Raw genomic sequence first — 22,272 nt, forward strand, 5'->3', positions numbered from 1 at the left:
TTTAGACTCTTTTATTTATTTCTTTCTGTAAGAAAATTATATAATAAATCACTAATTCCCACTGTTCCGCTGCTTTGTTTTGAGATAGCTTCCGTATACATCCCTTTTATAATATCAGAACCGCTTCCTTCTCCGGCAAAATTCGTATCTTTTAAGGAGATATCCATTAATTGTTGTAAAAAGAAAGCTTCAAAATCATCAGTAACTTTTCTTAATGCATCATCTTCTAAATTAGAAGTATTTATATTTTCATAAGACTTTGCCGGATTTGACTTAATACTACTCATATTTATTAGATTATTACTATTTATTTCCATTTTTACTCCAATCTATCGAAGAAACTCTCTTCGTCTAAAATGTCACTTTGCTCATTTTCAGTGAAGAACCTCATTTCAACTCTTCTGTTATCTGCTGCCAACTCACTTTTGGGATGATAAGAAGCATATGCAGATACTTTTAAAACAGAAGGATCAATCTTGTTTTTTATCAACTCCTTAACAACCTCAATCGAACGTAAAGCAGATAAATCCCAGTTATCTCTTGGTATTGTATCACTTTTATACATACTAGATGAAGTATGTCCTATAATCTCAATATCATAAGTTTGAGGCAGAGTTCTAATAACTCTGGCAACTTTTGCAATAAATCTTTTTGCATTTGGGTTTACTAATTGATATTTTCCTTCTTCAAACATTATTGTTGAAGGGATATCAAGAGTAAATTCATTTTTCCCTTTTTCTATTTGAATCTGTTCTTCTTGTTCATCGTTATTGTCATTCATCTGTTTTATAACTTCATTGACCTCTTGAATAGCTTCATCCATTACTTCATCAGTTGAATCAACAGAATCATCTTTTGAAACACTTGTCATAGTCGAATATTTTTCAGATTGTGTTTGAACATCCGTCGATGCGTCAATAAATCCCATTGCTTTTTTCATAATATCAAAATACTCTTCAACTTTTTTCTTATCCATTACCGCCATAGATAAAAGAAGAATAAAAAAAGTAAGAAGAAGAGACATTAAATCACCAAATTGAACTAACCATCCAGGTAAGCATTTTGGGCATTCAGGACATTTATCTTTTGCCATAGAAATCCTATGCTACTCTTCAATATCAACTAAAATAGAATTTAATTGCATTTTTATATTTCCTATAGATTCCTCTTCAGCAATCATCATAGTACCTTTAATGATAATTTCGTAAGCATCAACTTCTTTTTTATGTTTTTGCGATAATTTACTCTCAACCAACCCGGCAAAAAGAGTACCGATTAAAGCTCCGTATAAAGTCGTAATTAAGGCAACCGCCATTGCAGGACCTACTGATGCAGGATCAGATAAATTTGCAAGCATGGCAACAAGACCTATAAGCGTACCTATCATACCCATAGAACCTGCTGTTCCACCCATATTACCGAAAACACCTATCATTGTGTTATGACGTTTTTCAATATATTCTAATTTCGTTTCTAACAAAGGTCCTAAGGTTTCGGATCTTGTACCGTCAACCAAGAGTTGAAAAGCCTCTTTAAAAAAATCATTTTTTTCTTCAAGAACTTTTTGTTCAATATGCATTACACCGTGTTTTTTTACTTCTGTTGCATAAAATATCATTTTTTCAACAAGTTCGGGAAGAGTTTCCACGGCAACTTCATTAAAAGCAATCTTCATCGAAGGAATAATTCTTTTTAAATCATCTGCTTCAAATTGCCCTGCCGTAACCGAGATTGTTCCACCCAATACAATAATAAGAGAAGGAATATCGATATAAGGTCCGAATCCTACACCGCCTAATAAAATGGCAAGGGCAATTAATCCCCAACCTCCGGCTAAACCGCCTACTGTACTTTTATCCATCTATTTTAATCCTATGTGACTAAGTTTTGCAGACTCATCGCCTATGCTCTTAATTTTAAGACCGAATCTTCCTTCCACGATAACAGCCTCTCCTTCTCCTATTTTTACTCCGTTTACTAGAATATCCAATGGCTCATTTACCATCTGTTCTAATTCAATTATTTCTCCGATGTCCCATCTTAAAATATCTTTTAAAAGGAAGTTTTTTGTACCTAATCTAACACTTAATTTTAATTTTATATCAAATAAAAGTTGTAAGTTTTTAGAAGATTCTTCTGATAATAAAGAGTTTATTCCCATTTGCGGTATGGAAGAAGAGCTACTATTTGAAGAGCTTGCCGTCGGCGTGTTAACACTTGCCGGTTGAGCACTTGCACTTTGTAAAACTTCTCCTTCATCTCCTCCTGTAATTTCATTAAGGTAAGGTAATGCTAAATCATCAAAAGATATATAAACAGGAAGTTTTTCGCTATCTAAACTTAAATCGAAAAAGTATTTATGTGGATGTGATTTTATATCTTTGCAATCTTTTATTGCAGAAGCAACCACTTCAAATTTTATTGAAGATATATCTGAAAAACCTTGTGCATTTACAGTAGTACATAAACTACCGCATACGTTTGAGATTATTTCATTTACTGCATCTATAATTTCATCATCTATATGCTCTTTTAAATCTCCCATACCGCCTAACATAAAAAACTCGAACTTTGTCGCAGTTAAGGTAGGTATAAAAAAATTCCAACTTGATGAAATATCCGCAAATTCAAATTTTACAGATATATCTATACATTGTGAATCATCTAAACTATCAACATCCAGCTTACTTACAGAGTCTATTGAGACGCTTTTTGAGAGTAACTGTTCTAATGTATTAGCTAATTCACCTTTTAGAAAACTTGATAAATCAGATGCCAAAGACTAACCTTTTTTTCAAATATTTATTAACTTATTTGCTCTTTTTCAATATCTTTTAAAAGCTGAGCTTTAATTCTCATCATATCCTCAGTAGGATATTTATACTCAACATCACCTCTTATAACTTTTACAAAAAGATCCTTAGATTCCTTGTTGTAGCCAAATTTTACATTATCTAAAATAACTTCATTGATTTCATTGTCTTGTGAAGAACCTAAAGTTTTTTTGTATTGTTCTTGATCAATAACTTTTTGATTCTCGTCCACTTCTTGTACAGATTTAACTTTTTCCAAATGATTAGTTTTTGCATTATCTATTTCTGCAATTTTTCCTAATTCCATAAGAGCCTCCTTAAGAAAGTATAGAGTTCATATATTATAGCAAAAAAAAATTAAATAAGAATAGAAATATAAAAAAATAAGAAAAGTACTGATTATTTATTATAAAGATTCTAAAAGTTCATCGAAGTTTTTTAATCTAAAGTCTATTAAATCATCAGTATACGGTTCTCTCATATATTGGCTTATACTAGACAGTTTTAACTCTTGTATTAATTGAACTCCGGTTAAGAAATCCGCACTGTTATCATTTAAAATTGCTTTTATCAATGAAATTTGTAAAGAAGCGTCATTATATCTTTTTTCTTCAAGTAAAGCTGCAACAATTAAATACATTGTATATTTATCTTCTAATTTATATTTTTGTTGTAACTGATTTAAAATTTTAAGTGTCTCTTTGGGATTTGAATTGTGTAACTCTCTTAAAGCTTTTATTCTTAAATACGAAGGTGTTTTTTCTCCTTCTAAATTTAAATCCGCTTTATAAAAAAGTCCTATTGCTTTTAATAAATCAATATAATATTTTGTTATAACCAAAGGTCCTTCCAAAAAATTATTATTTATTTTTAAAGGAGTATTATCTTGTAATCTTGCAAAATATGTATAATCGTTTTCTCCTTCTCTTCTAAAAGCCAATTTCATTAGGTAAACTAAAGGATCTTTGTAATGTTCGACAAAAAGCGGATTATTTATAGTTACTTTATTATTTTCCATATCCACTAAATAATTTATTGCTCTGTAAAATATTGTTTTATTATAATTTAAAGGATCAAACTCAACTTTAAACTTATCATTTATAAAAACTTTATATACGATTTGACCGAAATATTTATACATTCCGTCTTTTGATTTTATGTTTTGTTCAATATATTCTAAATCTTTGATTTTTATATTTACTCTATTTGCTGCAATAATCGTCATAACAGCGTAAAGTTTATTACCCGGATTTAATTTATAAGCTTTAGTAAAATTTTTATAAGCATTATGAAAATCATTTATTTGGGCATAACAAAGCCCCAAATTATAATATACGTACGAATTAGAATCCTCTTTTATATAAGATTTTAATTTATTTACTCTGATTATAGGATCATCTTTTATAATATCAATAAATTTGGCATTGTATTTTACCATTTGTTCAAGGCTTTGCACATTTTGCTTATCTTTAAAGATAAACCCTTTTGATATATCATACATTACTTCATTGTAATCTGAAAAAATAAAAGGAGCAAAGTAGAAGATAAAATCAATTTTTCTCTCTTTGTTAAATTTTGTTATAGAAGCTAAATACTCTTTTGTCGTATATTTATGTTTATTAAAAAAGATTTCCAAAGGATAATCTAAATTACTTTTAAAATACTCTTTTACTTCTCTTATTTCATCAATATGCTCTTTTAATTTTGCCAGCTCATTTGATTTTAGATCTCTGAAAACCATTAACCAAAGTACTAAATTCTTCTTTTCTTGGTTTAATGTGGTATTTTTTACTTTTATCAAATGTTGTTCCGCATTTTTATAATCTTTTAGTTTAAGATATAACATCGCTTTTTTTAATTCCATAGGAAACTGCATTGAATTTAATATTTTTAATGCTCTTTCATAATCTTTTAAAATTACAAAAGTATCAGCTAAAAGTCTTTTTGAATGTTCTGTCAAATCTTTATATTTTTTTGTAACATCAATAATTGTTTCTAAATATTTTCTATCTTTTTTTATTTGATAGAGATAAAAACATGCAGAAATATATGAGTATGTATCACTAAAAGCAGCCTCTTTATATTCATAAATATTGTTTAGATATAAAATTGCATTTTCTATTTGATTCTCTTTATAATAAGCAATTCCTATATTTAAAAAAGAGGGAATTTTTAAAATCTCAGAAGTTTTTTTAAATAGTTTTATTGCTTTTTTATACTCTTCTTTTTCTAAAAGAAGAATTGCTTTATTAAAATCTACTTGTAGTTTGAATTTTTCCTGAGACTCTTTTAGTTTGTCATATTTAAAAAGAATTTCCGGTTGAGAATCAATAACATCATCTTTTGAAAAAGAGAATGATAAAGAAGAAGATATAAGGATTAAAGATAAAAAAGCCTTTTTATAATCTACATTAAACCATTGTATTAACTTGTGCATAAAGTTCTTCTGCTCTTTTTTCTAAACTCTCTAATTCATGTTTCAATTCTGTATTTTCGAGTCGTAGTTTTTGTAAGTCATCTCTTGCTACATGAAGATTATCTTGATTACTCTTTAATGTATTTGCACTGACTTGTACCTGTTTTTCATACCGTTCAATAATAGATTGCAGCCGTTTGTTTTCGTCTTCTACAATTGCTTTTTCTTCATTTACTTTTTTATACAAAGATTTGTATACATTTGAACTAGAGAAAAAATATAAAAGTAAAACACCAATAATAACTATTAATAAAAAATTATCCAATTTTTCCCTCAAGATAAATTTATTTACATTATACTAAGTATAAAGTTTGATTTTAAAGCATACTCTCTTCAAAAAAGTATCTAACTACATTATCAGAATCCATTGCTTCTTGGACTCTTACAGCCAATTTTTCGTCCATTACGATTATATCACCTGTTCCTATTATTCTTTTATTTACGTAAATATCTCCACCTGTACCGGCAGCTTTATTCAAAGAGATAATATCTCCTTGCGTTAAGTCTAAAAACTCTTTAACCGTGATATCTGCACTTCCTAACATAACATCAACAACTATCTGAGTATCTACTAATAAATCATAATCTCTTTCTGTTATTTCCATTCCCATTTTAAGTACTTTTTACCTATTTAATTTCATTATAACATAAAAAAACGTTATTTAAAATAATTTATTATGCTAATAAATAATTCTATAAAACTAAATCCAAAGATTCTAACATTGAATTTACTTTTGCCTCAATATTACCGTCAAAATTTCCTAAATCACTTGCTATTACAACTCCGCCTGCGGTTACATTTATATCTTCCACAAGTTCGATATGATTTTCCAAATTCAACTCATTTTTTAATAATTCATAATCTTTCGGATTTAAATGTATTTGAATTTTAGATGCATTTTTTATCTTATCAAGAAGATGAGAAATTGTCTCTTTTGCAATTTTTGAAGAGTTCTCTCCGATTTCAATTGCAATAATTTTTTGAGCAATAGCAATTGAAGTTTTCAAAAGCTTTGATTCCATTTGAAAGGTTGCTTGTTCAAAAAAGTTTGCATAATGTTTTAAATCTTTTATTGCTTGAACAACTTGTGCATCTATCTCTTTTGCAGTAAGCCCGCCGTTTTCTATATTTACGATTTTTTGACTCATCTGACTTACTTGAGAAGATAATGCTCTTATTTCATTTAACAAAGGATCACTGTTTCCGTTTATTTCTCTATCGTTTAATACAGCCTGTCCTTGAGAAACAGGAGTATCCGAAGTATTTTGAATAAAAGTACCTAACTGATAGTTTTGTACAGTATCAGAACTATTAACAATCTTAGCAGTTGAATATACGTTGTTTTTTTCCATTACTGTTCATCCATATCTCTGTCAATTACACCCTCTTCTATCATTTTTTGGGCAACATCCAGCATTTTTCTTTGAGCAGTTTCAATATCTTTGATTTTAACTTTTGTAAGCATTTCAAACTCTTCTTTAAATCTGTCACTTGCTCTTTGCGACATAGCACTTGTAACTTTTAACATATCCTCTTCCGTTGCATTTTTCATTGCAACCGCAACATCTGCAGTATCAACATTTTGTAAAATTTTCATAATATATTCCGGATCTAAGTTTAACAAATCCTCAAATACAAACATATTCTCTTTTATTTTTGTTGCCAAAGCAGTATCTACCCCGTTTATATTTTTTAATATATCTTGCGATCTAGGTCCGAGTCTATTTAACATATCCGCAACAACTTTAACCCCACCTACATCAACAATAGATGATAATAAAGATTCAAGTTTTTTCTCTAATACCACGGAAATTGTTCTTACTACATCAGGAGAAACATCTTTAATAGTTGCCATTTGCATAGTAACTTTTACTTTTACGTCTTCATCTAACTGAACTAAAACGTCTGCTGCTTTATGTGCTTCCATATGTGATAAAATTACGGCTATAGTTTGGGGAGATTCATCTTTAATAAAGTCTGATAATTGTTTTGGATTTATTGCATCTAAGTAAGAGAAAGACTGTGATGCAAGTTTCATTCGCGAAAGTTTGGCTAAAACTTCATCTGCTTCCGCTTTTCCCAAAGATTTATACAAAATATCTTTTGCATAGTCATAACCGCCCGAACTTATAAAAGATTTTGATTTTGTAAATAGATGAAACTCTTCTAATATTGCTAAAGAAGTCTCTTTATCTATAGAAGTAATCATTGTAATTGCAGTCGAAATCTCTTCAACTAAATGTTTTGGCAGATGTTGGAAAATTTTTACAGTAGCCTCTTCTCCTATTAGAACACAGAAATTGGCAACTTTTTCAAGCATTCCCATGCCTTTTAAAATATCTTTAACTTCAGCCATCTGTCATCCTTACTTTTTAAATTTACCACTACCCTCTGTTAATAACAATTCTATCATTTTTGCTATCTCTTCGGGGTTTTCATTAATCTCTTTATCCAAAGTTTCTATTAAAACTTCATATTTTGCAGCACTCTCTTCATCTAATCCTTCAATATTATTTAAAATTTGACTTTTTACTTTTGCTTTTAATCTGCCTTGTGCAGTTTTGGAATCAAATTCATCTTCAAAATTGGTCATAAAATCATCTATTAATTCCGTATCAACAGGTTTCCCATTTTTATCAAGTTTTCTATCTTCTTTATCTCCTAAAATAACAACTTCATGATTAACTATAAATTTTTTATAAAAAACATACAATAAGATTGCCGCAATAAAATATTGAATATATTCAGAAAAATCTTTTAATATTGTTCTTACCATAGTAAAAGTATCAACTTGTTCATCCGAAGCTATAGGGTTTCCGTTTTCATCAAGTTGAACCCCACTTGTACTAACCGGTTTTAAACCTATAAATTTAAAATCCCTAACAGTTATCTTGTCACCTCTTTTTTGGTCATAACCTATCGTATCTTGGACAACAGATTCGATTGAAGCTAAAAATTCATCTCTATTTTGAATATTTTCCAAAACAGTAGAATCAAAAGTAACCGCTGCTGTTACTCTTTTTATTGAAGAGTAATTATTATTTTTTTCATCAATTACTTTTTTTGATATTTCATAATTTGTAATATTTTTTGTTGAGACCGTATTTGACTGTGTTTTGCCATTTCCTTGACCATCGTCAGGTTCTTGAATATTATTATCGACTCCTGCCGTTCCGCCTGTAGAATCGGGATTGCCTACTGAATTGCTCTCTAATTCATCTGTTTGCTGACTTCTTATTGTTCCTTCAGGGTCATAAATCTCTTGTTGTATATGTCTTTTTTTAAAATCCAAATCCAACGTAACTCTGGCAACAACTCTGCCTACTCCGACAAAAGGTTCTAAAAGTGCTACAACTTTTCTTTCATAATCCTCTTCAAGCTTTTTTTTGTATTTGTTTTGAGCTAAAGACTTTTGATTATCTAGATCATCTGATGACATTTGCAGTAAAGCCCCGTCTTGGTCGATTAGTTGAATATTCTCTACTTTTAGATTTGAGACGGCTGAGGCAATAAAATTTTTAATCCCGTCAATCTGTTTTTGAGTTAAAAATACTCCTGGTTTAAGAGAAATTACCGCTGAAGCAGTAGGTTCTGTTTTTCTTTCCGTAAAGATTGTCTCTTTTGGAATTGCAATTTTTACACTTGCTCTTAAAACTCCCGAAAGTGATTCTAAAGATCTAGAAAGTTCCCCTTCCAATGCCCTTAAATATTTAACTTTATTCTCAAAATTTGTCGTACCTAAAGATGATTTTTCAAAAATTTCCCATCCTACATGATTACTTGTCGAAGCTTCACTTGTAACCAGTTTTATTTTTGCAATATTAATAAAATCTTTTGAAGTTTTTAACGTCAGATTGTCTCCACTTCCTACTACTGAAAACTCAATACCCGAAGATTCAAGTTCATTTGAAGCTAACATAACCTGATTTTTAGTCAAATTTGAAGCAATTGTATAATTTAATTTTTTATCCTGCGCTTTTATATTCGAATATACCAACAAAGCAATCAATAAAATAAAAAGGATAGAGAAACCACCTATAATCACGGCTCTCTGTGCAGAATTCAAATTGTTTATAAACTTTAAAAGTTGATCCATATATTAAATATCCTAATTAATTTTTTTGAGACGCTTCGATTACAGATCTAAAAAGTGCTGAATCTTTTTTTATAGATGATTGTAATGCATCAAAAATAACTTTATTTTTTGACATTTCACTCATTTCTCTATCTATATTTACATTATTACCATCATTTTGTTCTTCTAAGCCTTTAAGTTTTACAACTCTTGCATTATCCATATTTTCGCTGTTAATAGGAGCTGTTTTTATATGCATAGGATTAGTCGTTTTTAAAGCCAGATTTTTACTTTCATCCACTTTTTTAAGTTCTTCATCGAATACTAAATCTTTTGTTTTATAATTAGGCGTATTTATATTTGCTATATTACTAGAGATAACTTTTTGTCTCTCACCTCTAAAACTTAACTGTTCAAATAATACATCTGTAACACTACTTGCTTTCATTAGTTGTTATTATTCCCGATTTTTTCTATTAAATTTCCATTCATTTCATCTATTGTCGTCACAGCTTTTTGTGCTTGTTCAAAACGTCTGTGTGCGTCAATCAATGCAACCATACTTGAAACGGAATTTACATTAGACTTTTCTATTGCACCTTGGATTAATTGTCTGTCATTATTCTCTAATTGTTCAGTAATTTCTCCATCATCTTTCAATTTAAAATTATTGTTTTTATATTTTTCTAATTGGTCATAAGCAATTTTTGTAACAGATATTTGGTTTTCAAATCCCTCTTCTTCTACTTCAATAGGTTCATTGTCATTTGTTAAAACAAACTGACCGTTTGAATCAACTAAAAACCCGTTTAGATTCTTAAAGGCTCCGTCTCTTGTATAAACAATGTCTCCGTTATTATCTTGAATCTTAAAAAAAGTATCAGGTTCGCTTAATGCAAAATCCAAACCGTTACCAGTAGGCATAATCACACCTTGTTCTGCATTAATAAATTTTGAATCCATTTTAGGAATAGTGTTTGTAACTTCATTTATTTTAGAAGGAGTAAATCCCTCTTTTTGGGCTCTTTGCAAATAGTAGTTAAATGAACCTTCAGTACTATCTTCTTGTTTAAAACCGTGAGTATTAACATTAGCTAAGTTATTAGAAACCATATCAATTCTATTGATTTGATTTATCATAGAAGCTGCTAAAGGGTAAGTACCTTGATTCATTCTCTTCTCCTTTTATTCTCTTATTTGTTAAACTCTGCTATAAGAGCTTCCAAATCGTCATTTGCCATTAAGTCATCCGTATTCGTATCCCCTGCAATATGTTTGGCAACGGCTATTTCTTTGTGATCTCCTTGATCTTCAAATAGATTATTTAAATATATAGTAAGTTTTCTAATTACAGCCATTACCCTCTCTATTTTTTGTCTATTTATATCATGAAACTGCATCAATTCCATTGCTTGAAAGATTTCGGCATTTCCGTCGTTGATTTTTTCATTTACATCGGAAATATGTGTAGACATCTCTTTTGCAGCCTCTAAGTTTTTCTTAAAAACTTCAATATTAGGAAATTTTTGACTTAAAGAAGATAACATTGCAACTTGTTTTTCACTGAAATCATTTAAAATTTTAACATCGTTTTGTATTGCATTGTTATAGTCTAAAATATTACTTAAAACATCAAATATTTTAGTAGCTTTTTCTTCTGAATCATTTGCTACGGCACTTAATTGATTTACAACTTTAGTATCTTCTTCTACAGGTAAAGGGAAAACTCCTGAATCTATTTTTGAATCCAAATCGTCACCCCTTTTTTCTTCATAATCGATTGAAGGTTCAGGAACTTTTTCTTCCTCTATTCCTTCAATTGAAGATAATATTTCATCTATATTGTCAGAAGATAGTTTTTCGTTTGATTGAGCAATCGTCTCTTCAATTGTAGGCTCCTCTTTTGCCTCTTCTAAAGATTCATTTTGCTCTTCTGTATTTTCAGAAGGTTTTTCTTCTTTAGGTTCTTCTTTCTCTTGGTTTTCAGAAGATTTTTCCTCATTTTGACTATTTTCCAACTCTTTTATAATATCATCTATATTTGTCTCTTCTGAAGGTTTATCTTCTTCTTTTTCTATATTTTCAAGATTATTTAATATATCTTCAACAGATTCGTCTTCTACTTTTTTATCTTCGTTTTTTACAATATCTTCAGTTTGTGCTATTAATTCATTAATATCATCTTCTGACATATTGCCTTGAGGTTCTGCCTTCTTTTCATCAGATTCAGAAGATGAATCATCATCCTTAAAATCTAATCCATTCATCAAAGACTCAATCTCTTCTTGACTCATACTCATAATCTACACCTTGCCTTTAAGATATTTCAACTTATTTCAGAACCCCATCTAACTTCTCTTTTAAAACTTCTGCATTAAAAGGTTTTACAATATAGTTGTTTACCCCTGCTTTTAATGCCGTAATAACTTCGTTTTTCCCACCTTCTGTTGTAATCATAATAATTGGCGTTTTTTGATGGTTACCTTCAGATCTAACTTTTTTAACTAATTCCAGTCCGTTCATATTCGGCATATTCCAGTCAGTTAAAATAATATCATAATTAGACTCTTCCAATAATTTCCATGCTTTAACCCCATCTTCAGCTTCGTTAAAATCCTCTTTTGTATATCCAAGTTGCATGACAACATTGCCTATAATTCTTCTCATAGTGGAGCTATCGTCAACTATTAAAATCTTCATATTATTACCTTTTTTAAAACTATATTCAAAATCTTTTAATTATATAAGATTTGTTTTAAATTTATACTTAATAAATAATAATTTAAAGTAACCGATTTATCTAACTTTAAAAAATCTTTAAATATAATTATTTAACTACACAAAAAATTAAGGATTACCATGATAAGAGGTCTATATACAGCAGCAACCGGTATGAATGCAATGCAAAGTCAAATCGATGTTACTTCAAACAATATTGCCAATGTAAATACTATTGGATTTAAGCAAGATAGAGCCGAATTTCAAGACTTGATGTATGAAAGCCTCAATTATACCGCAGGTCAGACTTCTGAAATCACAACCAATCCGACAGGGATTGATGTAGGACTTGGTGTAAGAGTATCTGGTATCCAAAAAAACTTCCTAGAAGGTGATCTTAAAACTACTTCAAATACCCTTGATATTGCAATTGAAGGAAAAGGTTTTTTCCAAATTACAATGCCTGACGGAGAGATTGCTTACAGCAGAGGTGGTGCCTTTAAACTTGATGATGAAGGTAATATCGTAAACGGAAACGGATATATGCTTGAACCTCAAATTACAGTACCTGAAGATTTGATTAATTTAACTGTTGCAGTTGACGGAACAGTAACGGCAGAAGATCCTAATACAGGAGACGTAACGGAACTTGGACAAATTACAACCGTAGATTTCATAAACCCGGCAGGACTTACACCTCTTGGTGATTCTCTTTATTTGGCAAGTGATGCTTCGGGTGACCCAATAGAAGGAACTCCTTCGGAAGATCAATTTGGTTCTTTAAAACAAGGAATGGTTGAGCTGTCAAATGTTAAGTTGGTAAATGAAATGGTTGATTTAATTACTGCTCAAAGAGCATATGAAGCTAATTCAAAAGCAATAACTACTTCTGACGATATGTTAAGTATTGTTAACCAATTAAAAAGATAATTAGATTAAATTGATAGTTTATGTCTGTTAATTTAGAAGAGTTAAAAAGACTCAGAGAAGAGAACTTTGCAAAACATAAAAAGAAGAAAAAAGAGTATTACCTAAAAAGCAAAAAAAAGAATTTAAAATCTAAATATGCAAGTTACAAAGAGATTGATTACTCAAAAGAACTAAATAGTGATAATTTTGCCGAAAACATAAAAATAATTGCAAAAAAGCAAAAAAAACATATTGATGACAGAAAAGAACAAATACTTTTAAAAATCGAAGAGTATAAAGAGAAAAAGCAGAATTATTATCAAGAAAACAGAGAAAAAAGATTAGAATACGACAAAGTATATAGAGAGAAAAAGAAAGAAAAATTAAAAGAGTATAGAAAAGAGTATTATAAAAAGAATAGAGAAAAAATTCTACAAAAGCAAAAAGAGAGAAGAAACAAAACTAATAAAGAGTAGCAAATGGCAGATAAAAGTGATGAAGAAATTGTAAAAGAAGAAGCTGGTTTAGAATCAAAAATCAGTGATGAAGAGGTATTAGCCCACCTTTCACTAGGTAAAGAAGATGAGAATAAGGAAGAAAATTCAGAATCTTCAGAGCAAAACAACTCGGAAACAAATGATGAGAATTCAAAACAGACAAATGATGAAGAAGTTATTGCAAATGAAGATAAAGACGATGAAAAAGATCCAAACAGCCTTAATCCTAATAAAGCAGAAGAGTTTGAAGAGTTTGAAGTACAGAAAAAGCAACCTAAAATTTTCAGACTTTTGATTGCTATTGCATCTACTCTGTTTTTAGTTCTGATTATCGGTCTAATTCTTTATTTTATAGGTTTTTTTGATTCTGAAGCTCCCAAAAAAGAAGAAATTGCAAAGATAAAAGAGAACAAACCTGTTCCTGAAATTGTTTTTAATGAAAAAGAGATAGATAAAAAAGAGTTAAATAAAAAACTTACTATGCTTACTAAAAAAGAGATAATGAATAAAGAGGAATTAGAAGCTGAAGAGAAGAAAATAGAAGCAGAAAGAAAAAGAAAAGAAGAAGAACAAAAAAAAGCTCTTGAAGCAAAGAAAAAAGAGGAAGAACAAAAACTAGCAAATCAATTAGCAAAAATTGAAAAAGAGAAAAAAGAGTTACAAGAGCAACAAAAACTTATAAAACAACAACAAGAAGAATTTTTGCAACTTCAAGAAAAAGCAAAAAAAGAGATTGAAAATAAAATAAACAATATAAATAATAATGAAGTTCAAGCAAATAATATGAAAAATGAAGAATCGAATCTTCCTTTAGAAAAACAGGAAACAAACGTAAGCCCTGAAGAGATCAATAAAATGATACAAGAAGTTGATACTAAACAAATGGCAAATAACTCTTTTCTTTCATTTATTAATGTTGCAACAATAAAAGGTGTTCTTTATAAATCTTTTTTGGATGATGTACAAAAATATGATAAAAATATCTCTTTATGCAGAGATTTAAAAAATAGAATAGAGATATATGTAGGACCGTATGATTCTACAAAAGAGAGACAAAAGGTTTATAATCTACTTCTTGAAAATGGATTTAAAGAGGCTTATTTAGTTGATTTAACAAAAGAAGAGTATGAAAAAAGATGTAAATATTAGGAAATCACGAGTTTTCTAATATTTCAAAACACTTTTGAGTTTTGATAACTTTGTTATCTATATCAACTTCTAATATAAATTCTTCACGAATGTAAGGTATTAGAAATGATTTCGGCAGGTTTAAACTTTTTATTAAATCACTATTTGTAGAGACTTCTAAATAATCATCAAGAGGATATCTATGTATATCTTTAACTACTCCCAAACATTTTTCATCTTCAAAAATTTCGCAGCCTATGATATCAAACCAGAAGTACTCTTTATCTTCTAATTTACAGTTCTCTTTTGTTTGATCTTCCGAGACGTAAAGTTCTTGATTTGTAAGTTTTTTTGCTATATCAATATCATCATAGTTTTCAAATTTAATTAATTCTTTTGAGAAGTTGTACTCTTGTACAATAAGCGTTTCATCTCTGTTTGTAGTAAAGGTTGCACCTTTTTTAAACTGCTCGGGAAAATCTGAGTCAATAAAAAGTCTTAAATGACCTTTTAATCCCACTGCCTTCCCTAGCTTGGCAACATAAATTTTTTTATTCATTGTTGAAAATTAATTTGCAAGAACTTGTATTTTATAAGACACACCATCTTTTGCTTTACAACCATTAGCCATAGTTTTTAAAGCATTAATCATGTTTCCGTTTTTGCCTATTAGTTTACCTATATCCGCACTATTTGCTTTTATTGTAATTTCAGTAAATGTTTCATCTACTTTATGCGTTGATATTGATACTTCTTCAGGCTTACTAACAATTAGTTTTGCATAACTTTCTATAAAATTTGTAATCATGTTGTTATTTTATAATATAATTACTTTTGTGCCGCTAATTTTTTAACTTTTTCTGAAGGTTTTGCACCAACACTTACCCAATAGTTATATCTTTCTTCATCAAGTTTTAATACTTTTGGTTCAGATACAGGGTTAAAGTAACCAATTGATTCAATCCAACCTGAATCTCTTCTTTTTCTTGAATCTGTTACAACAATTCTGTAAAATGGTTTTTTGTTTCTTCCCATTCTTGTCAATCTAATTACTGTCATTTTTTTTCCTTTTTATTATCTTATTAGTATTGAATTCTAAACTCTTAAAATCCAAGTTTACAACTCAATACTAATTTAGTTTTGCTCTATCTAGGTAAGTTAAGTCCTCCCAGACCACCTGCACCTTGCATTTGCTTCATCATATTTTGAAGCCCTTTCATTCCACCTTTTGATGAAAGTTTTTTTGCCATTTTAGAAGCATTTTTAAACTGTTTTAATATTTTGTTTACTTGTGCTTCTGACAAACCCGATCCTTTTGCGATTCTTCTTTTTCTTGACGGATTCATCAGACTTGGAGTTTCTCTCTCTTTTAAAGTCATTGAACCTATTAATGCTTTAATTCTTTTTATCTCATCAGAGTTTTCAAAATCCATATCTTTTATAGGTCCTGCCATTTGAGAAAGCCCGGGGATCATACCTATAATAGATTTCATAGAACCTAATTTACTCATCATTGCTAATTGCTCTAAAAAGTCATTAAAGTTAAATTCACCTTTTTTGATTTTTTTAGTTACTTCTTTAGCTTTTTTCTCATCAATTACCGCAGCGGTTTTTTCTGCAAGCCCTTCAATATCACCTGCACCCATAAGTCTTGAAACAATCCTATCGGGAATAAAAACTTCAAGGTCAGGCATTTTTTCACCCGTACCGATAAATCTTAAAGGTACTCCAACTTGATTTGCAATTGAAATTGCAACACCGCCTTTAGTATCCCCGTCATATTTAGATAAAATAACACCGTCAATACCTATTTGTTCTTTAAATGAAGTTGCAGTTTTAGTTGCATCATGACCGGTCAAAGAATCTGCAACATAAAAAATCTCGTTTGGATTTACTGAATCTTTTACCTTTTTTAACTGCTTCATAAGCTCTTCATCAATTGCTAACCGACCTGCCGTATCTATTAGAAGAACGTCATAAAACTCTTTTTTTGCTTTTTCTTTTGCTGCAAGAGCGATTTTAACAGGATCTTTTTCATTATCGTCAAAATATATATCTACTTCAATTTGAGCAGCAATTTGTTTTAATTGTTCAACCGCAGCCAATCTTTGTAAATCTGCTGCTGCAACTAAAACTTTTTTCTTTCTAAGCTTTAAATAATTTGCCAATTTACCTGTTGTAGTTGTTTTACCCGAACCTTGAAGTCCCGTCATTAACACTACTGTCGGAGGAGTGTTTGAGAATACAAAACCTTGATTCCCTGTTGTTGTTAATATTTTCGTTAATTCATCTTTAAGAGCTTTTAAAAATGAATCATGACCAATACCCAATCTTTTTGTTTCTAATTCAATTGCAGTAACAAGATCTTTTGTTGTTTTATGATGAACATCAGCTTTAAGAAGTGATTTTTTCAGTTCTGTTATTGCTTTTTTTAAAGAAGCAACATCATCTTTATGTCTAATTTTATTTACTGCATTGGTAATTGAACCGGTTATTGAATCAAACAAAATAAACTCCACTTTTATTAAATTTTGTGGATTCTATCTACTATAACCTTTAAGTAAGTTTAAATATAGTGTATTTTAAGTTTTATTTAATATTCAAGTTTTACTAAAATCCCAAATATTGGGATTTATAATCTTTTTTAAACTTAATTTTTAATTAAAGTCAAACACTCTAAACTCTTTTGGTTCAGGTGCTTCAAAAGTATAATCAAAGATTTTAGTTTTTTTTGAATGAAGAAGAACTCTATTTATATTTGATACAGGTTTGCCGTATATTGCATCTCCTATAATAGGAAATCCCGCATAATTTAAATGAACTCTTATCTGATGAGTTCTTCCCGTATCAATAATAACTTTTACTTTTGATTTTTTCCCTTCTACAAACATAGGGTAGATTGTCGATTTAGCAGCTTTACCTTTTTTATCGACTTTTGATTTTGCCATTCCTCTATCTTTTGTTGTCAAGATTGGTTTGTCAATTTCTATTGTTTCAATCACTTTACCGTCAACAATTGCAACATACTCTTTATATACCCTATTCTCTTTAAACTCTTTTATGGCTTTTTTTTGAAACTCTTCATTTTTTGCAAAAAGCATAACTCCGCTTGTCTCTTTGTCAAGTCTGTTTAACATTATACATTTTGGATATTTACGTGCAACTTCATCGCTTGTCATAAAACATGGTTTATCTAAAGCCAAGATATCATCATCTTCAAAAATTACTTTTACATTTGCCATTTGTTTTACGGTAAATTTCGTATCTTCGGGGATTTCTCCTCTGGCAATTACGACTTTTTTCCCTTGAGCTCTTACTAGACCTTTATCTATTAACTCTTTTGCTTTTGAATTTGAGATTCCCTCTTGTTTTGCTAAAACTTTATAAGCTTTTTCATATGCTGCCATTTATATACCTTTTAATTCATCTATTATAGGCTTTACATCGCCTTTTTGAACTAAAGATGATTTTTTAATTTTATTAATATTATTTAATGTACTCTTTAATTCGTCATTTTTTATTATTACATAATCATTTACACACTCAAAAAGTGATTTTTGATTGAAGATATGTTCCCCGCTTATTAGTTTACAACCGAAATATGCAGGTTCTACAGGATTATGTCCACCTATTTTTTCAAAAGCTCCGCCTAATATCACCACATCAGAAACTGCATATATATTATTTAGTTCGCCTAATTTATCAACTAATATTATATCAGAATCAAAATCCTCTTTTTGAGAAAATCTATGATATGTTAAATTCATTTTTTTTGCATACTCTTTTATCAGTTTATCAACTTTTTCAAATCTTTCGGGATGTCTTGGCACAATTACAAGTTTTCCAAATTTTCTTGAATAGGCATCTAAAATCAGTTTTTCCTCATTTTCATGAGTGCTTCCTGCCGTTATTAAAATATCATCGGCTTTTTTTAACTCTTTTGTAACTTGCGGAAGCTGAGCTAATTTAATATTTCCGATTACTTCTACCTCTTTTGCTCCAAGCTCTTGCAATCTTTGTTTATCAATTTGTGTTTGTGCAAAAACTTTATCTATATTTTTAAATACTCTTTTATAAAAAAAAGCGAATTTCTTATATGATTTATAAGATTTATCAGATATTCTTGCATTTATTAATATAGTTTTTGCTCCTCTTTTTTTTGCAAATAAAAAGAGCATATACCAAAGTTCAGCTTCCATCACGACTAAAGCTTTTTGTCTGTTTATCCAAAAAGGCAGAAATATTTCATAAGGCAGATATCTTCTGTTTTTTGTAAGATTTTTTGCTTCATCAAAACCTGTATTTGTAATTACTGAAATATTAATCTGTTCATTTTTAAAACTATCTACAATAGGTTTTATAGCTTTTGTTTCACCCATAGAGCAAGTATGAAACCACAACCCTGAATTTTCAAAAGGGGGGTTATCTTTAAAAAAGAATTTAGATGGGATTGCTACTTTGTATTTTGGATTTCTTAACTTTAAAAATAAAAAAGGGAGAGCCAAAATATATACTATTAAGGCTAATAAATAGTAAACTATACTAAAAAGGCTCAATATTAAGCCTCTTCAGCAGTTTCTTCTTCTTTATATAAAATTCTTCCACAATGAGGACAATTAATAATTTCCTCAGATTTTATAACTTCCGAATAAGTTTTGTCGTTAATTTTCATATAGCATCCATAACATGCTTGGTCTCTTACAGGAACAACAGCTGTGTCTTTTGCCCATCTTCTGATTTTTTGATAGAAAGTTAAGATTTTTTTATCAAAAGTCTCTAACAGTTCAGCTCTTTCTTGAGATACTTTATTTCTCTCTTCATTGATTTTTTCTATTGCTTCATCAACTGATACTTTAATTTCTTTAATAGAGTCCTCTTCTTCTGCAAGTTTTGCTTGTAGTTCTTTTAACTCTTCTTCTTTTGCTGCAGCTATTTCATCAAGTCTGATAATCTCTTCATTGGCAAAAGAGATTTGTTCTTTTGCAATTTCTTCTTCTAATTGTAGAGCTTTTAACTCTTTTTCATTTGTTATTTCACTGTTTTTTCTAGCAATATCTTCTAACTTTGTTTTTAATTCAGCTAGATGAATATTGTTTTTTGTTCTTTTAGATTTAACATCATCAATTTGTGCATAAGTATCATTAATTTGTGACTTGATTGACTCCGCAACTTCAACAAAAGTTGACAATTTTGATTTTTCATTCTCAATTTTTGGTTCAAACATACTAATAATACTATCGTACTTAGATAGCTTTATTAAATCTTGTAAATATTTATTCAACCGTTTCTCCTTGTATACAAAACTTAAATGGATTTTTTGAAGCTGTTATTATAGCTTTTAATTCATTTTTTTTCAAATATTCTTCTATAAGTGCCGATAATAGGACACTAAAGTGTTTTTCACTTTCATAGTGTCTTATATCTATTAAAGATATACCTCTAGCTTTTGCTTCCATTGCATCATGATATTTTATATCTCCTGTTATAAAGCAGTCGGCTTTAACTTCATCTATTAAAGACATTCCTGCTCCTGTTACTAATGCAACTTTTTTTACCTTTTCACTGCATTTTACATATTTTAGATATTTTAATCCTAGTTTCTCGGCTATATTATTTGCAAAGTTTGAAAAACTATCGTTTACCTCGGCATAACATATAAACTCTTCACTATGTATTACATCCAAACCTAAAATATCTTTAGCCACATAACTGTTTAAATGTGTTTTATCTATATTTGTGTGCATAGAAATCAATGCAATATTTTTTTGAATTAAAATTTTCAGTAATTTTGTACTGTAGGTATCAAAATTAACTCTTTTTAAAGCAGAAAAAATAAGAGGATGATGAGTTATAATTAAAGAGTTTTCTTCAATATCTTTTAAAATCTCTTCATCTAAATCAATAGAGATATATACTTTTTTGATTTGATCTTCCAAATTACCTACAAGAAGTCCCGAGTTATCCCATTTTTCTTGCAGTTCAAAAGGTGAAAGCTTATCTAAGTATTGATAAATCTCTTTTAATTTCATAAATTATACTCTCCCAACTCTTTTTAATCTTTGTTCTTCTTGCTCTTTATACAGTACTGCGCACCCTTGAGCTAATTCTCGCACCTTTAAAATATAATTCTGTCTTTCCGTAACAGAGATTGCTTTTCTTGCATCAAGTGTATTAAAAGCATGTGAAGCTAACATACATTGATCATAAGCAGGAAGAGGCAAAGCTTTTTCAAGACAAACTTTACACTCGTTAAAAGCATCATCAAAATGTCTAAAAAGCATATCTGTATTTGCTACTTCAAAGTTATAAGTAGAGAACTCAAATTCCCCCTCTTTGTGAACATCTGCATATGTTGTTTTTCCTAATTTATTTTCATTCCAAACAATATCATAAACAGAATCTACTCCTTGAAGATACATAGCAAGTCTTTCTGTTCCGTAAGTTATTTCAACTGCAACAGGATCACAAGCAATACCGCCTACTTGTTGAAAATAAGTAAACTGGGTAACTTCCATACCATCAAGCCAAACTTCCCAACCAAGACCCCAAGCACCCAAGGTTGGAGATTCCCAGTTATCTTCTACGAATCTAACATCGTGTTTGCTTAAATCAAGACCTAAAAATTCCAAAGATTTCAAATATAAATCTTGAATATTATCAGGACTTGGTTTGATTAAAACTTGAAACTGATAATATGCCCCTAGTCTATTTGGGTTCTCTCCGTATCGTCCGTCTGTAGGTCTTCTACTCGGTGCTACATAAGCCGTTGACCAAGGAGTCGAATCCAAACTTCTTAAAAGCGTAGCCGGATGAAAAGTTCCCGCACCTGCCGGCATATCGTAAGGTTGAACAATATTACACCCTTGTTCAGCCCAAAATTGTTGTAATTTTAATAGAATTTCCGAAAATGTTACCATCTTATTTTATTCCTAATGCTTTATTTATTTTATTTTTGTCAAAACCACAAATCCACTGATTCTCTATTAAAACTACAGGCGCACCGCTGCAGCCATGCTTTTTACAATCATTTAAAGCTTTTTTGTTTGTGGAAAGATCAATTAAATTGAATTTAATCTTTTTTGCTTTTAAATAAGCTTTTGCTTCATTGCACCACTTACATTTTGGTAGTGTAAATAGTGCAACTTGTTTCATTATAGTCTTACTTCTATACTAGCTGAATCAGACTCTACAGCTTTAGCTTTAACTAATCTGTCTTCTCTTAATTTTACAGCCAACTCTTTATCTGTGATTGCCAAAATTTGCATTGCTAAATAAGCTGAGTTAACTGCCCCTGCTTTACCTAATGCAACTGTTGCAACAGGCATACCTGAAGGCATTTGAACAGTTGAAAGCATAGCATCCATACCATCCATTGCTCCACCTTTCATAGGAACTCCTATTACGGGTTTAGTTGTTGTCGCAGCCAAGGCACCTGCCAAGTGTGCAGCCATACCTGCAGCTGCAATAAATGCAACAGCACCTCTCTCTTCAGCGTCTTTTACATAGTTTTTTGTTCTTTCAGGACTTCTATGAGCAGAAGAGACAATCATTTCATATTTTACATCAAATTTTTCAAAAGTATTTGCACAATTTTTCATAACTTCATAGTCAGATTTACTTCCCATGATAATAGATACAAAATTCATTTTTATCCC

Annotated in this window: 29 protein-coding genes; 3 read left to right on the forward strand and 26 right to left on the reverse strand. The window is 29.8% G+C overall.

All coding sequences use genetic code 11. The features are described from left to right. Positions 1–11: 11 nt before the first annotated feature. The 15 genes from AANAER_RS11935 to AANAER_RS12005 form a co-directional block, all read right to left on the reverse strand. Positions 12–317: a hypothetical protein gene (locus AANAER_RS11935; protein WP_129082093.1), complete on the reverse strand. Its 306-nt coding sequence runs from the start codon at positions 315–317 to the stop codon at positions 12–14. Between the two features lie 2 nt (positions 318–319). Next, complete coding sequence (locus AANAER_RS11940; protein ID WP_044417509.1) at positions 320–1,093, reverse strand: OmpA/MotB family protein; 774 nt, start codon at positions 1,091–1,093, stop codon at positions 320–322. Positions 1,094–1,105: 12 nt separating this feature from the next. Next, positions 1,106–1,861, reverse strand: a complete 756-nt coding sequence (locus AANAER_RS11945; protein WP_129082094.1) for a motility protein A — start codon at positions 1,859–1,861, stop codon at positions 1,106–1,108. Continuing rightward, positions 1,862–2,779 carry a FliM/FliN family flagellar motor switch protein gene (locus AANAER_RS11950; RefSeq protein WP_129082095.1) on the reverse strand — a complete coding sequence of 306 codons (918 nt, stop codon included), beginning with the start codon at positions 2,777–2,779 and terminating at the stop codon, positions 1,862–1,864. Positions 2,780–2,805: 26 nt separating this feature from the next. After that, complete coding sequence (locus AANAER_RS11955; protein ID WP_044417505.1) at positions 2,806–3,120, reverse strand: hypothetical protein; 315 nt, start codon at positions 3,118–3,120, stop codon at positions 2,806–2,808. A gap of 99 nt (positions 3,121–3,219) precedes the next feature. Then, positions 3,220–5,250 carry a tetratricopeptide repeat protein gene (locus AANAER_RS11960; RefSeq protein WP_129082096.1) on the reverse strand — a complete coding sequence of 677 codons (2,031 nt, stop codon included), beginning with the start codon at positions 5,248–5,250 and terminating at the stop codon, positions 3,220–3,222. Beyond that, complete coding sequence (locus AANAER_RS11965; RefSeq protein ID WP_044417503.1) at positions 5,225–5,554, reverse strand: hypothetical protein; 330 nt, start codon at positions 5,552–5,554, stop codon at positions 5,225–5,227. The genes AANAER_RS11960 and AANAER_RS11965 overlap by 26 nt, the downstream gene beginning before the upstream one ends. Positions 5,555–5,606: 52 nt before the next feature. After that, on the reverse strand, positions 5,607–5,894 hold the full coding sequence (locus tag AANAER_RS11970) for a FliM/FliN family flagellar motor switch protein (RefSeq protein WP_044418750.1): 288 nt from the start codon (positions 5,892–5,894) through the stop codon (positions 5,607–5,609). A gap of 88 nt (positions 5,895–5,982) precedes the next feature. Then, positions 5,983–6,642: a FliH/SctL family protein gene (locus AANAER_RS11975; protein ID WP_129082097.1), complete on the reverse strand. Its 660-nt coding sequence runs from the start codon at positions 6,640–6,642 to the stop codon at positions 5,983–5,985. Next, positions 6,642–7,646, reverse strand: a complete 1,005-nt coding sequence (fliG, locus tag AANAER_RS11980) for a flagellar motor switch protein FliG (protein ID WP_044417500.1) — start codon at positions 7,644–7,646, stop codon at positions 6,642–6,644. Before fliG ends, AANAER_RS11975 begins: the two co-directional genes overlap by 1 nt. Positions 7,647–7,655: 9 nt before the next feature. Then, positions 7,656–9,386: a flagellar basal-body MS-ring/collar protein FliF gene (fliF, locus tag AANAER_RS11985; RefSeq protein WP_129082098.1), complete on the reverse strand. Its 1,731-nt coding sequence runs from the start codon at positions 9,384–9,386 to the stop codon at positions 7,656–7,658. 16 nt (positions 9,387–9,402) lie between these two features. Beyond that, entirely contained in the window at positions 9,403–9,813 is a 411-nt protein-coding gene (gene flgB / locus AANAER_RS11990; RefSeq protein ID WP_129082099.1) for a flagellar basal body rod protein FlgB, read from the reverse strand. Continuing rightward, positions 9,813–10,538: a flagellar hook-basal body protein gene (locus tag AANAER_RS11995; protein WP_129082100.1), complete on the reverse strand. Its 726-nt coding sequence runs from the start codon at positions 10,536–10,538 to the stop codon at positions 9,813–9,815. The genes flgB and AANAER_RS11995 overlap by 1 nt, the downstream gene beginning before the upstream one ends. 20 nt (positions 10,539–10,558) lie before the next feature. Beyond that, positions 10,559–11,665 (reverse strand): hypothetical protein, encoded by a 1,107-nt coding sequence (locus tag AANAER_RS12000; RefSeq protein ID WP_129082101.1) that lies wholly within the window; start codon positions 11,663–11,665, stop codon positions 10,559–10,561. Between the two features lie 31 nt (positions 11,666–11,696). After that, a complete protein-coding gene (locus AANAER_RS12005) occupies positions 11,697–12,065 on the reverse strand; it encodes a response regulator (protein ID WP_044417492.1) in 369 nt (122 codons plus the stop codon). A gap of 159 nt (positions 12,066–12,224) precedes the next feature. Between AANAER_RS12005 and flgG the strand changes: the two genes are divergently transcribed. The 3 genes from flgG to AANAER_RS12020 are packed head-to-tail and all read left to right on the forward strand — an operon-like array spanning position 12,225 to position 14,638. Next, a complete protein-coding gene (gene flgG, locus AANAER_RS12010; RefSeq protein ID WP_129082102.1) occupies positions 12,225–13,013 on the forward strand; it encodes a flagellar basal-body rod protein FlgG in 789 nt (262 codons plus the stop codon). A 20-nt stretch (positions 13,014–13,033) separates the two neighbouring features. After that, positions 13,034–13,468 (forward strand): hypothetical protein, encoded by a 435-nt coding sequence (locus tag AANAER_RS12015; protein WP_129082103.1) that lies wholly within the window; start codon positions 13,034–13,036, stop codon positions 13,466–13,468. 3 nt (positions 13,469–13,471) lie between these two features. Then, entirely contained in the window at positions 13,472–14,638 is a 1,167-nt protein-coding gene (locus AANAER_RS12020; protein ID WP_129082104.1) for a hypothetical protein, read from the forward strand. Between the two features lie 4 nt (positions 14,639–14,642). Here the strand turns inward: AANAER_RS12020 and rimM are convergent, their stop codons facing one another. The 11 genes from rimM to purE form a co-directional block, all read right to left on the reverse strand. Then, complete coding sequence (gene rimM, locus AANAER_RS12025) at positions 14,643–15,176, reverse strand: ribosome maturation factor RimM (RefSeq protein ID WP_129082105.1); 534 nt, start codon at positions 15,174–15,176, stop codon at positions 14,643–14,645. A gap of 9 nt (positions 15,177–15,185) precedes the next feature. Continuing rightward, positions 15,186–15,425: a KH domain-containing protein gene (locus tag AANAER_RS12030; protein ID WP_129082106.1), complete on the reverse strand. Its 240-nt coding sequence runs from the start codon at positions 15,423–15,425 to the stop codon at positions 15,186–15,188. Positions 15,426–15,445: 20 nt separating this feature from the next. Next, entirely contained in the window at positions 15,446–15,676 is a 231-nt protein-coding gene (gene rpsP, locus AANAER_RS12035) for a 30S ribosomal protein S16 (RefSeq protein ID WP_044417482.1), read from the reverse strand. Positions 15,677–15,762: 86 nt separating this feature from the next. Then, a complete protein-coding gene (ffh, locus tag AANAER_RS12040) occupies positions 15,763–17,124 on the reverse strand; it encodes a signal recognition particle protein (RefSeq protein ID WP_129082107.1) in 1,362 nt (453 codons plus the stop codon). A gap of 150 nt (positions 17,125–17,274) precedes the next feature. Continuing rightward, positions 17,275–18,024: an RluA family pseudouridine synthase gene (locus AANAER_RS12045; protein WP_044417479.1), complete on the reverse strand. Its 750-nt coding sequence runs from the start codon at positions 18,022–18,024 to the stop codon at positions 17,275–17,277. Then, a complete protein-coding gene (gene waaA, locus AANAER_RS12050; RefSeq protein WP_129082108.1) occupies positions 18,025–19,176 on the reverse strand; it encodes a lipid IV(A) 3-deoxy-D-manno-octulosonic acid transferase in 1,152 nt (383 codons plus the stop codon). Then, positions 19,176–19,898: a zinc ribbon domain-containing protein gene (locus AANAER_RS12055; protein ID WP_044417477.1), complete on the reverse strand. Its 723-nt coding sequence runs from the start codon at positions 19,896–19,898 to the stop codon at positions 19,176–19,178. Before AANAER_RS12055 ends, waaA begins: the two co-directional genes overlap by 1 nt. Next, entirely contained in the window at positions 19,891–20,646 is a 756-nt protein-coding gene (locus AANAER_RS12060) for a Nif3-like dinuclear metal center hexameric protein (protein ID WP_129082109.1), read from the reverse strand. Before AANAER_RS12060 ends, AANAER_RS12055 begins: the two co-directional genes overlap by 8 nt. Before the next feature lie 3 nt (positions 20,647–20,649). After that, entirely contained in the window at positions 20,650–21,534 is an 885-nt protein-coding gene (glyQ, locus tag AANAER_RS12065; RefSeq protein ID WP_129082110.1) for a glycine--tRNA ligase subunit alpha, read from the reverse strand. A gap of 1 nt (position 21,535) precedes the next feature. Then, complete coding sequence (locus AANAER_RS12070) at positions 21,536–21,769, reverse strand: glutaredoxin family protein (protein ID WP_044417474.1); 234 nt, start codon at positions 21,767–21,769, stop codon at positions 21,536–21,538. After that, positions 21,769–22,263: a 5-(carboxyamino)imidazole ribonucleotide mutase gene (purE, locus tag AANAER_RS12075; protein ID WP_129082111.1), complete on the reverse strand. Its 495-nt coding sequence runs from the start codon at positions 22,261–22,263 to the stop codon at positions 21,769–21,771. Before purE ends, AANAER_RS12070 begins: the two co-directional genes overlap by 1 nt. Positions 22,264–22,272: the final 9 nt, after the last annotated feature.

The sequence above is a fragment of the Halarcobacter anaerophilus genome (assembly GCF_006459125.1).
Lineage (GTDB): Bacteria > Campylobacterota > Campylobacteria > Campylobacterales > Arcobacteraceae > Halarcobacter > Halarcobacter anaerophilus.

Excerpts from the sequence above, each read along its gene's own strand:
- AANAER_RS11935 (WP_129082093.1), bottom strand. The coding sequence starts at position 317 with ATGGAAATAAATAGTAATAATCTAATAAATATGAGTAGTATTAAGTCA.
- AANAER_RS11940 (WP_044417509.1), bottom strand. The coding sequence starts at position 1,093 with ATGGCAAAAGATAAATGTCCTGAATGCCCAAAATGCTTACCTGGATGG.
- AANAER_RS11945 (WP_129082094.1), bottom strand. The coding sequence starts at position 1,861 with ATGGATAAAAGTACAGTAGGCGGTTTAGCCGGAGGTTGGGGATTAATT.
- AANAER_RS11955 (WP_044417505.1), bottom strand. The coding sequence starts at position 3,120 with ATGGAATTAGGAAAAATTGCAGAAATAGATAATGCAAAAACTAATCAT.
- AANAER_RS11960 (WP_129082096.1), bottom strand. The coding sequence starts at position 5,250 with ATGCACAAGTTAATACAATGGTTTAATGTAGATTATAAAAAGGCTTTT.
- AANAER_RS11970 (WP_044418750.1), bottom strand. The coding sequence starts at position 5,894 with ATGGAAATAACAGAAAGAGATTATGATTTATTAGTAGATACTCAGATA.
- AANAER_RS11975 (WP_129082097.1), bottom strand. The coding sequence starts at position 6,642 with ATGGAAAAAAACAACGTATATTCAACTGCTAAGATTGTTAATAGTTCT.
- fliG (WP_044417500.1), bottom strand. The coding sequence starts at position 7,646 with ATGGCTGAAGTTAAAGATATTTTAAAAGGCATGGGAATGCTTGAAAAA.
- fliF (WP_129082098.1), bottom strand. The coding sequence starts at position 9,386 with ATGGATCAACTTTTAAAGTTTATAAACAATTTGAATTCTGCACAGAGA.
- flgB (WP_129082099.1), bottom strand. The coding sequence starts at position 9,813 with ATGAAAGCAAGTAGTGTTACAGATGTATTATTTGAACAGTTAAGTTTT.
- AANAER_RS11995 (WP_129082100.1), bottom strand. The coding sequence starts at position 10,538 with ATGAATCAAGGTACTTACCCTTTAGCAGCTTCTATGATAAATCAAATC.
- AANAER_RS12000 (WP_129082101.1), bottom strand. The coding sequence starts at position 11,665 with ATGAGTATGAGTCAAGAAGAGATTGAGTCTTTGATGAATGGATTAGAT.
- AANAER_RS12005 (WP_044417492.1), bottom strand. The coding sequence starts at position 12,065 with ATGAAGATTTTAATAGTTGACGATAGCTCCACTATGAGAAGAATTATA.
- flgG (WP_129082102.1), top strand. The coding sequence starts at position 12,225 with ATGATAAGAGGTCTATATACAGCAGCAACCGGTATGAATGCAATGCAA.
- AANAER_RS12015 (WP_129082103.1), top strand. The coding sequence starts at position 13,034 with ATGTCTGTTAATTTAGAAGAGTTAAAAAGACTCAGAGAAGAGAACTTT.
- AANAER_RS12020 (WP_129082104.1), top strand. The coding sequence starts at position 13,472 with ATGGCAGATAAAAGTGATGAAGAAATTGTAAAAGAAGAAGCTGGTTTA.
- rimM (WP_129082105.1), bottom strand. The coding sequence starts at position 15,176 with ATGAATAAAAAAATTTATGTTGCCAAGCTAGGGAAGGCAGTGGGATTA.
- AANAER_RS12030 (WP_129082106.1), bottom strand. The coding sequence starts at position 15,425 with ATGATTACAAATTTTATAGAAAGTTATGCAAAACTAATTGTTAGTAAG.
- rpsP (WP_044417482.1), bottom strand. The coding sequence starts at position 15,676 with ATGACAGTAATTAGATTGACAAGAATGGGAAGAAACAAAAAACCATTT.
- AANAER_RS12045 (WP_044417479.1), bottom strand. The coding sequence starts at position 18,024 with ATGGCAGCATATGAAAAAGCTTATAAAGTTTTAGCAAAACAAGAGGGA.
- AANAER_RS12060 (WP_129082109.1), bottom strand. The coding sequence starts at position 20,646 with ATGAAATTAAAAGAGATTTATCAATACTTAGATAAGCTTTCACCTTTT.
- glyQ (WP_129082110.1), bottom strand. The coding sequence starts at position 21,534 with ATGGTAACATTTTCGGAAATTCTATTAAAATTACAACAATTTTGGGCT.
- AANAER_RS12070 (WP_044417474.1), bottom strand. The coding sequence starts at position 21,769 with ATGAAACAAGTTGCACTATTTACACTACCAAAATGTAAGTGGTGCAAT.
- purE (WP_129082111.1), bottom strand. The coding sequence starts at position 22,263 with ATGAATTTTGTATCTATTATCATGGGAAGTAAATCTGACTATGAAGTT.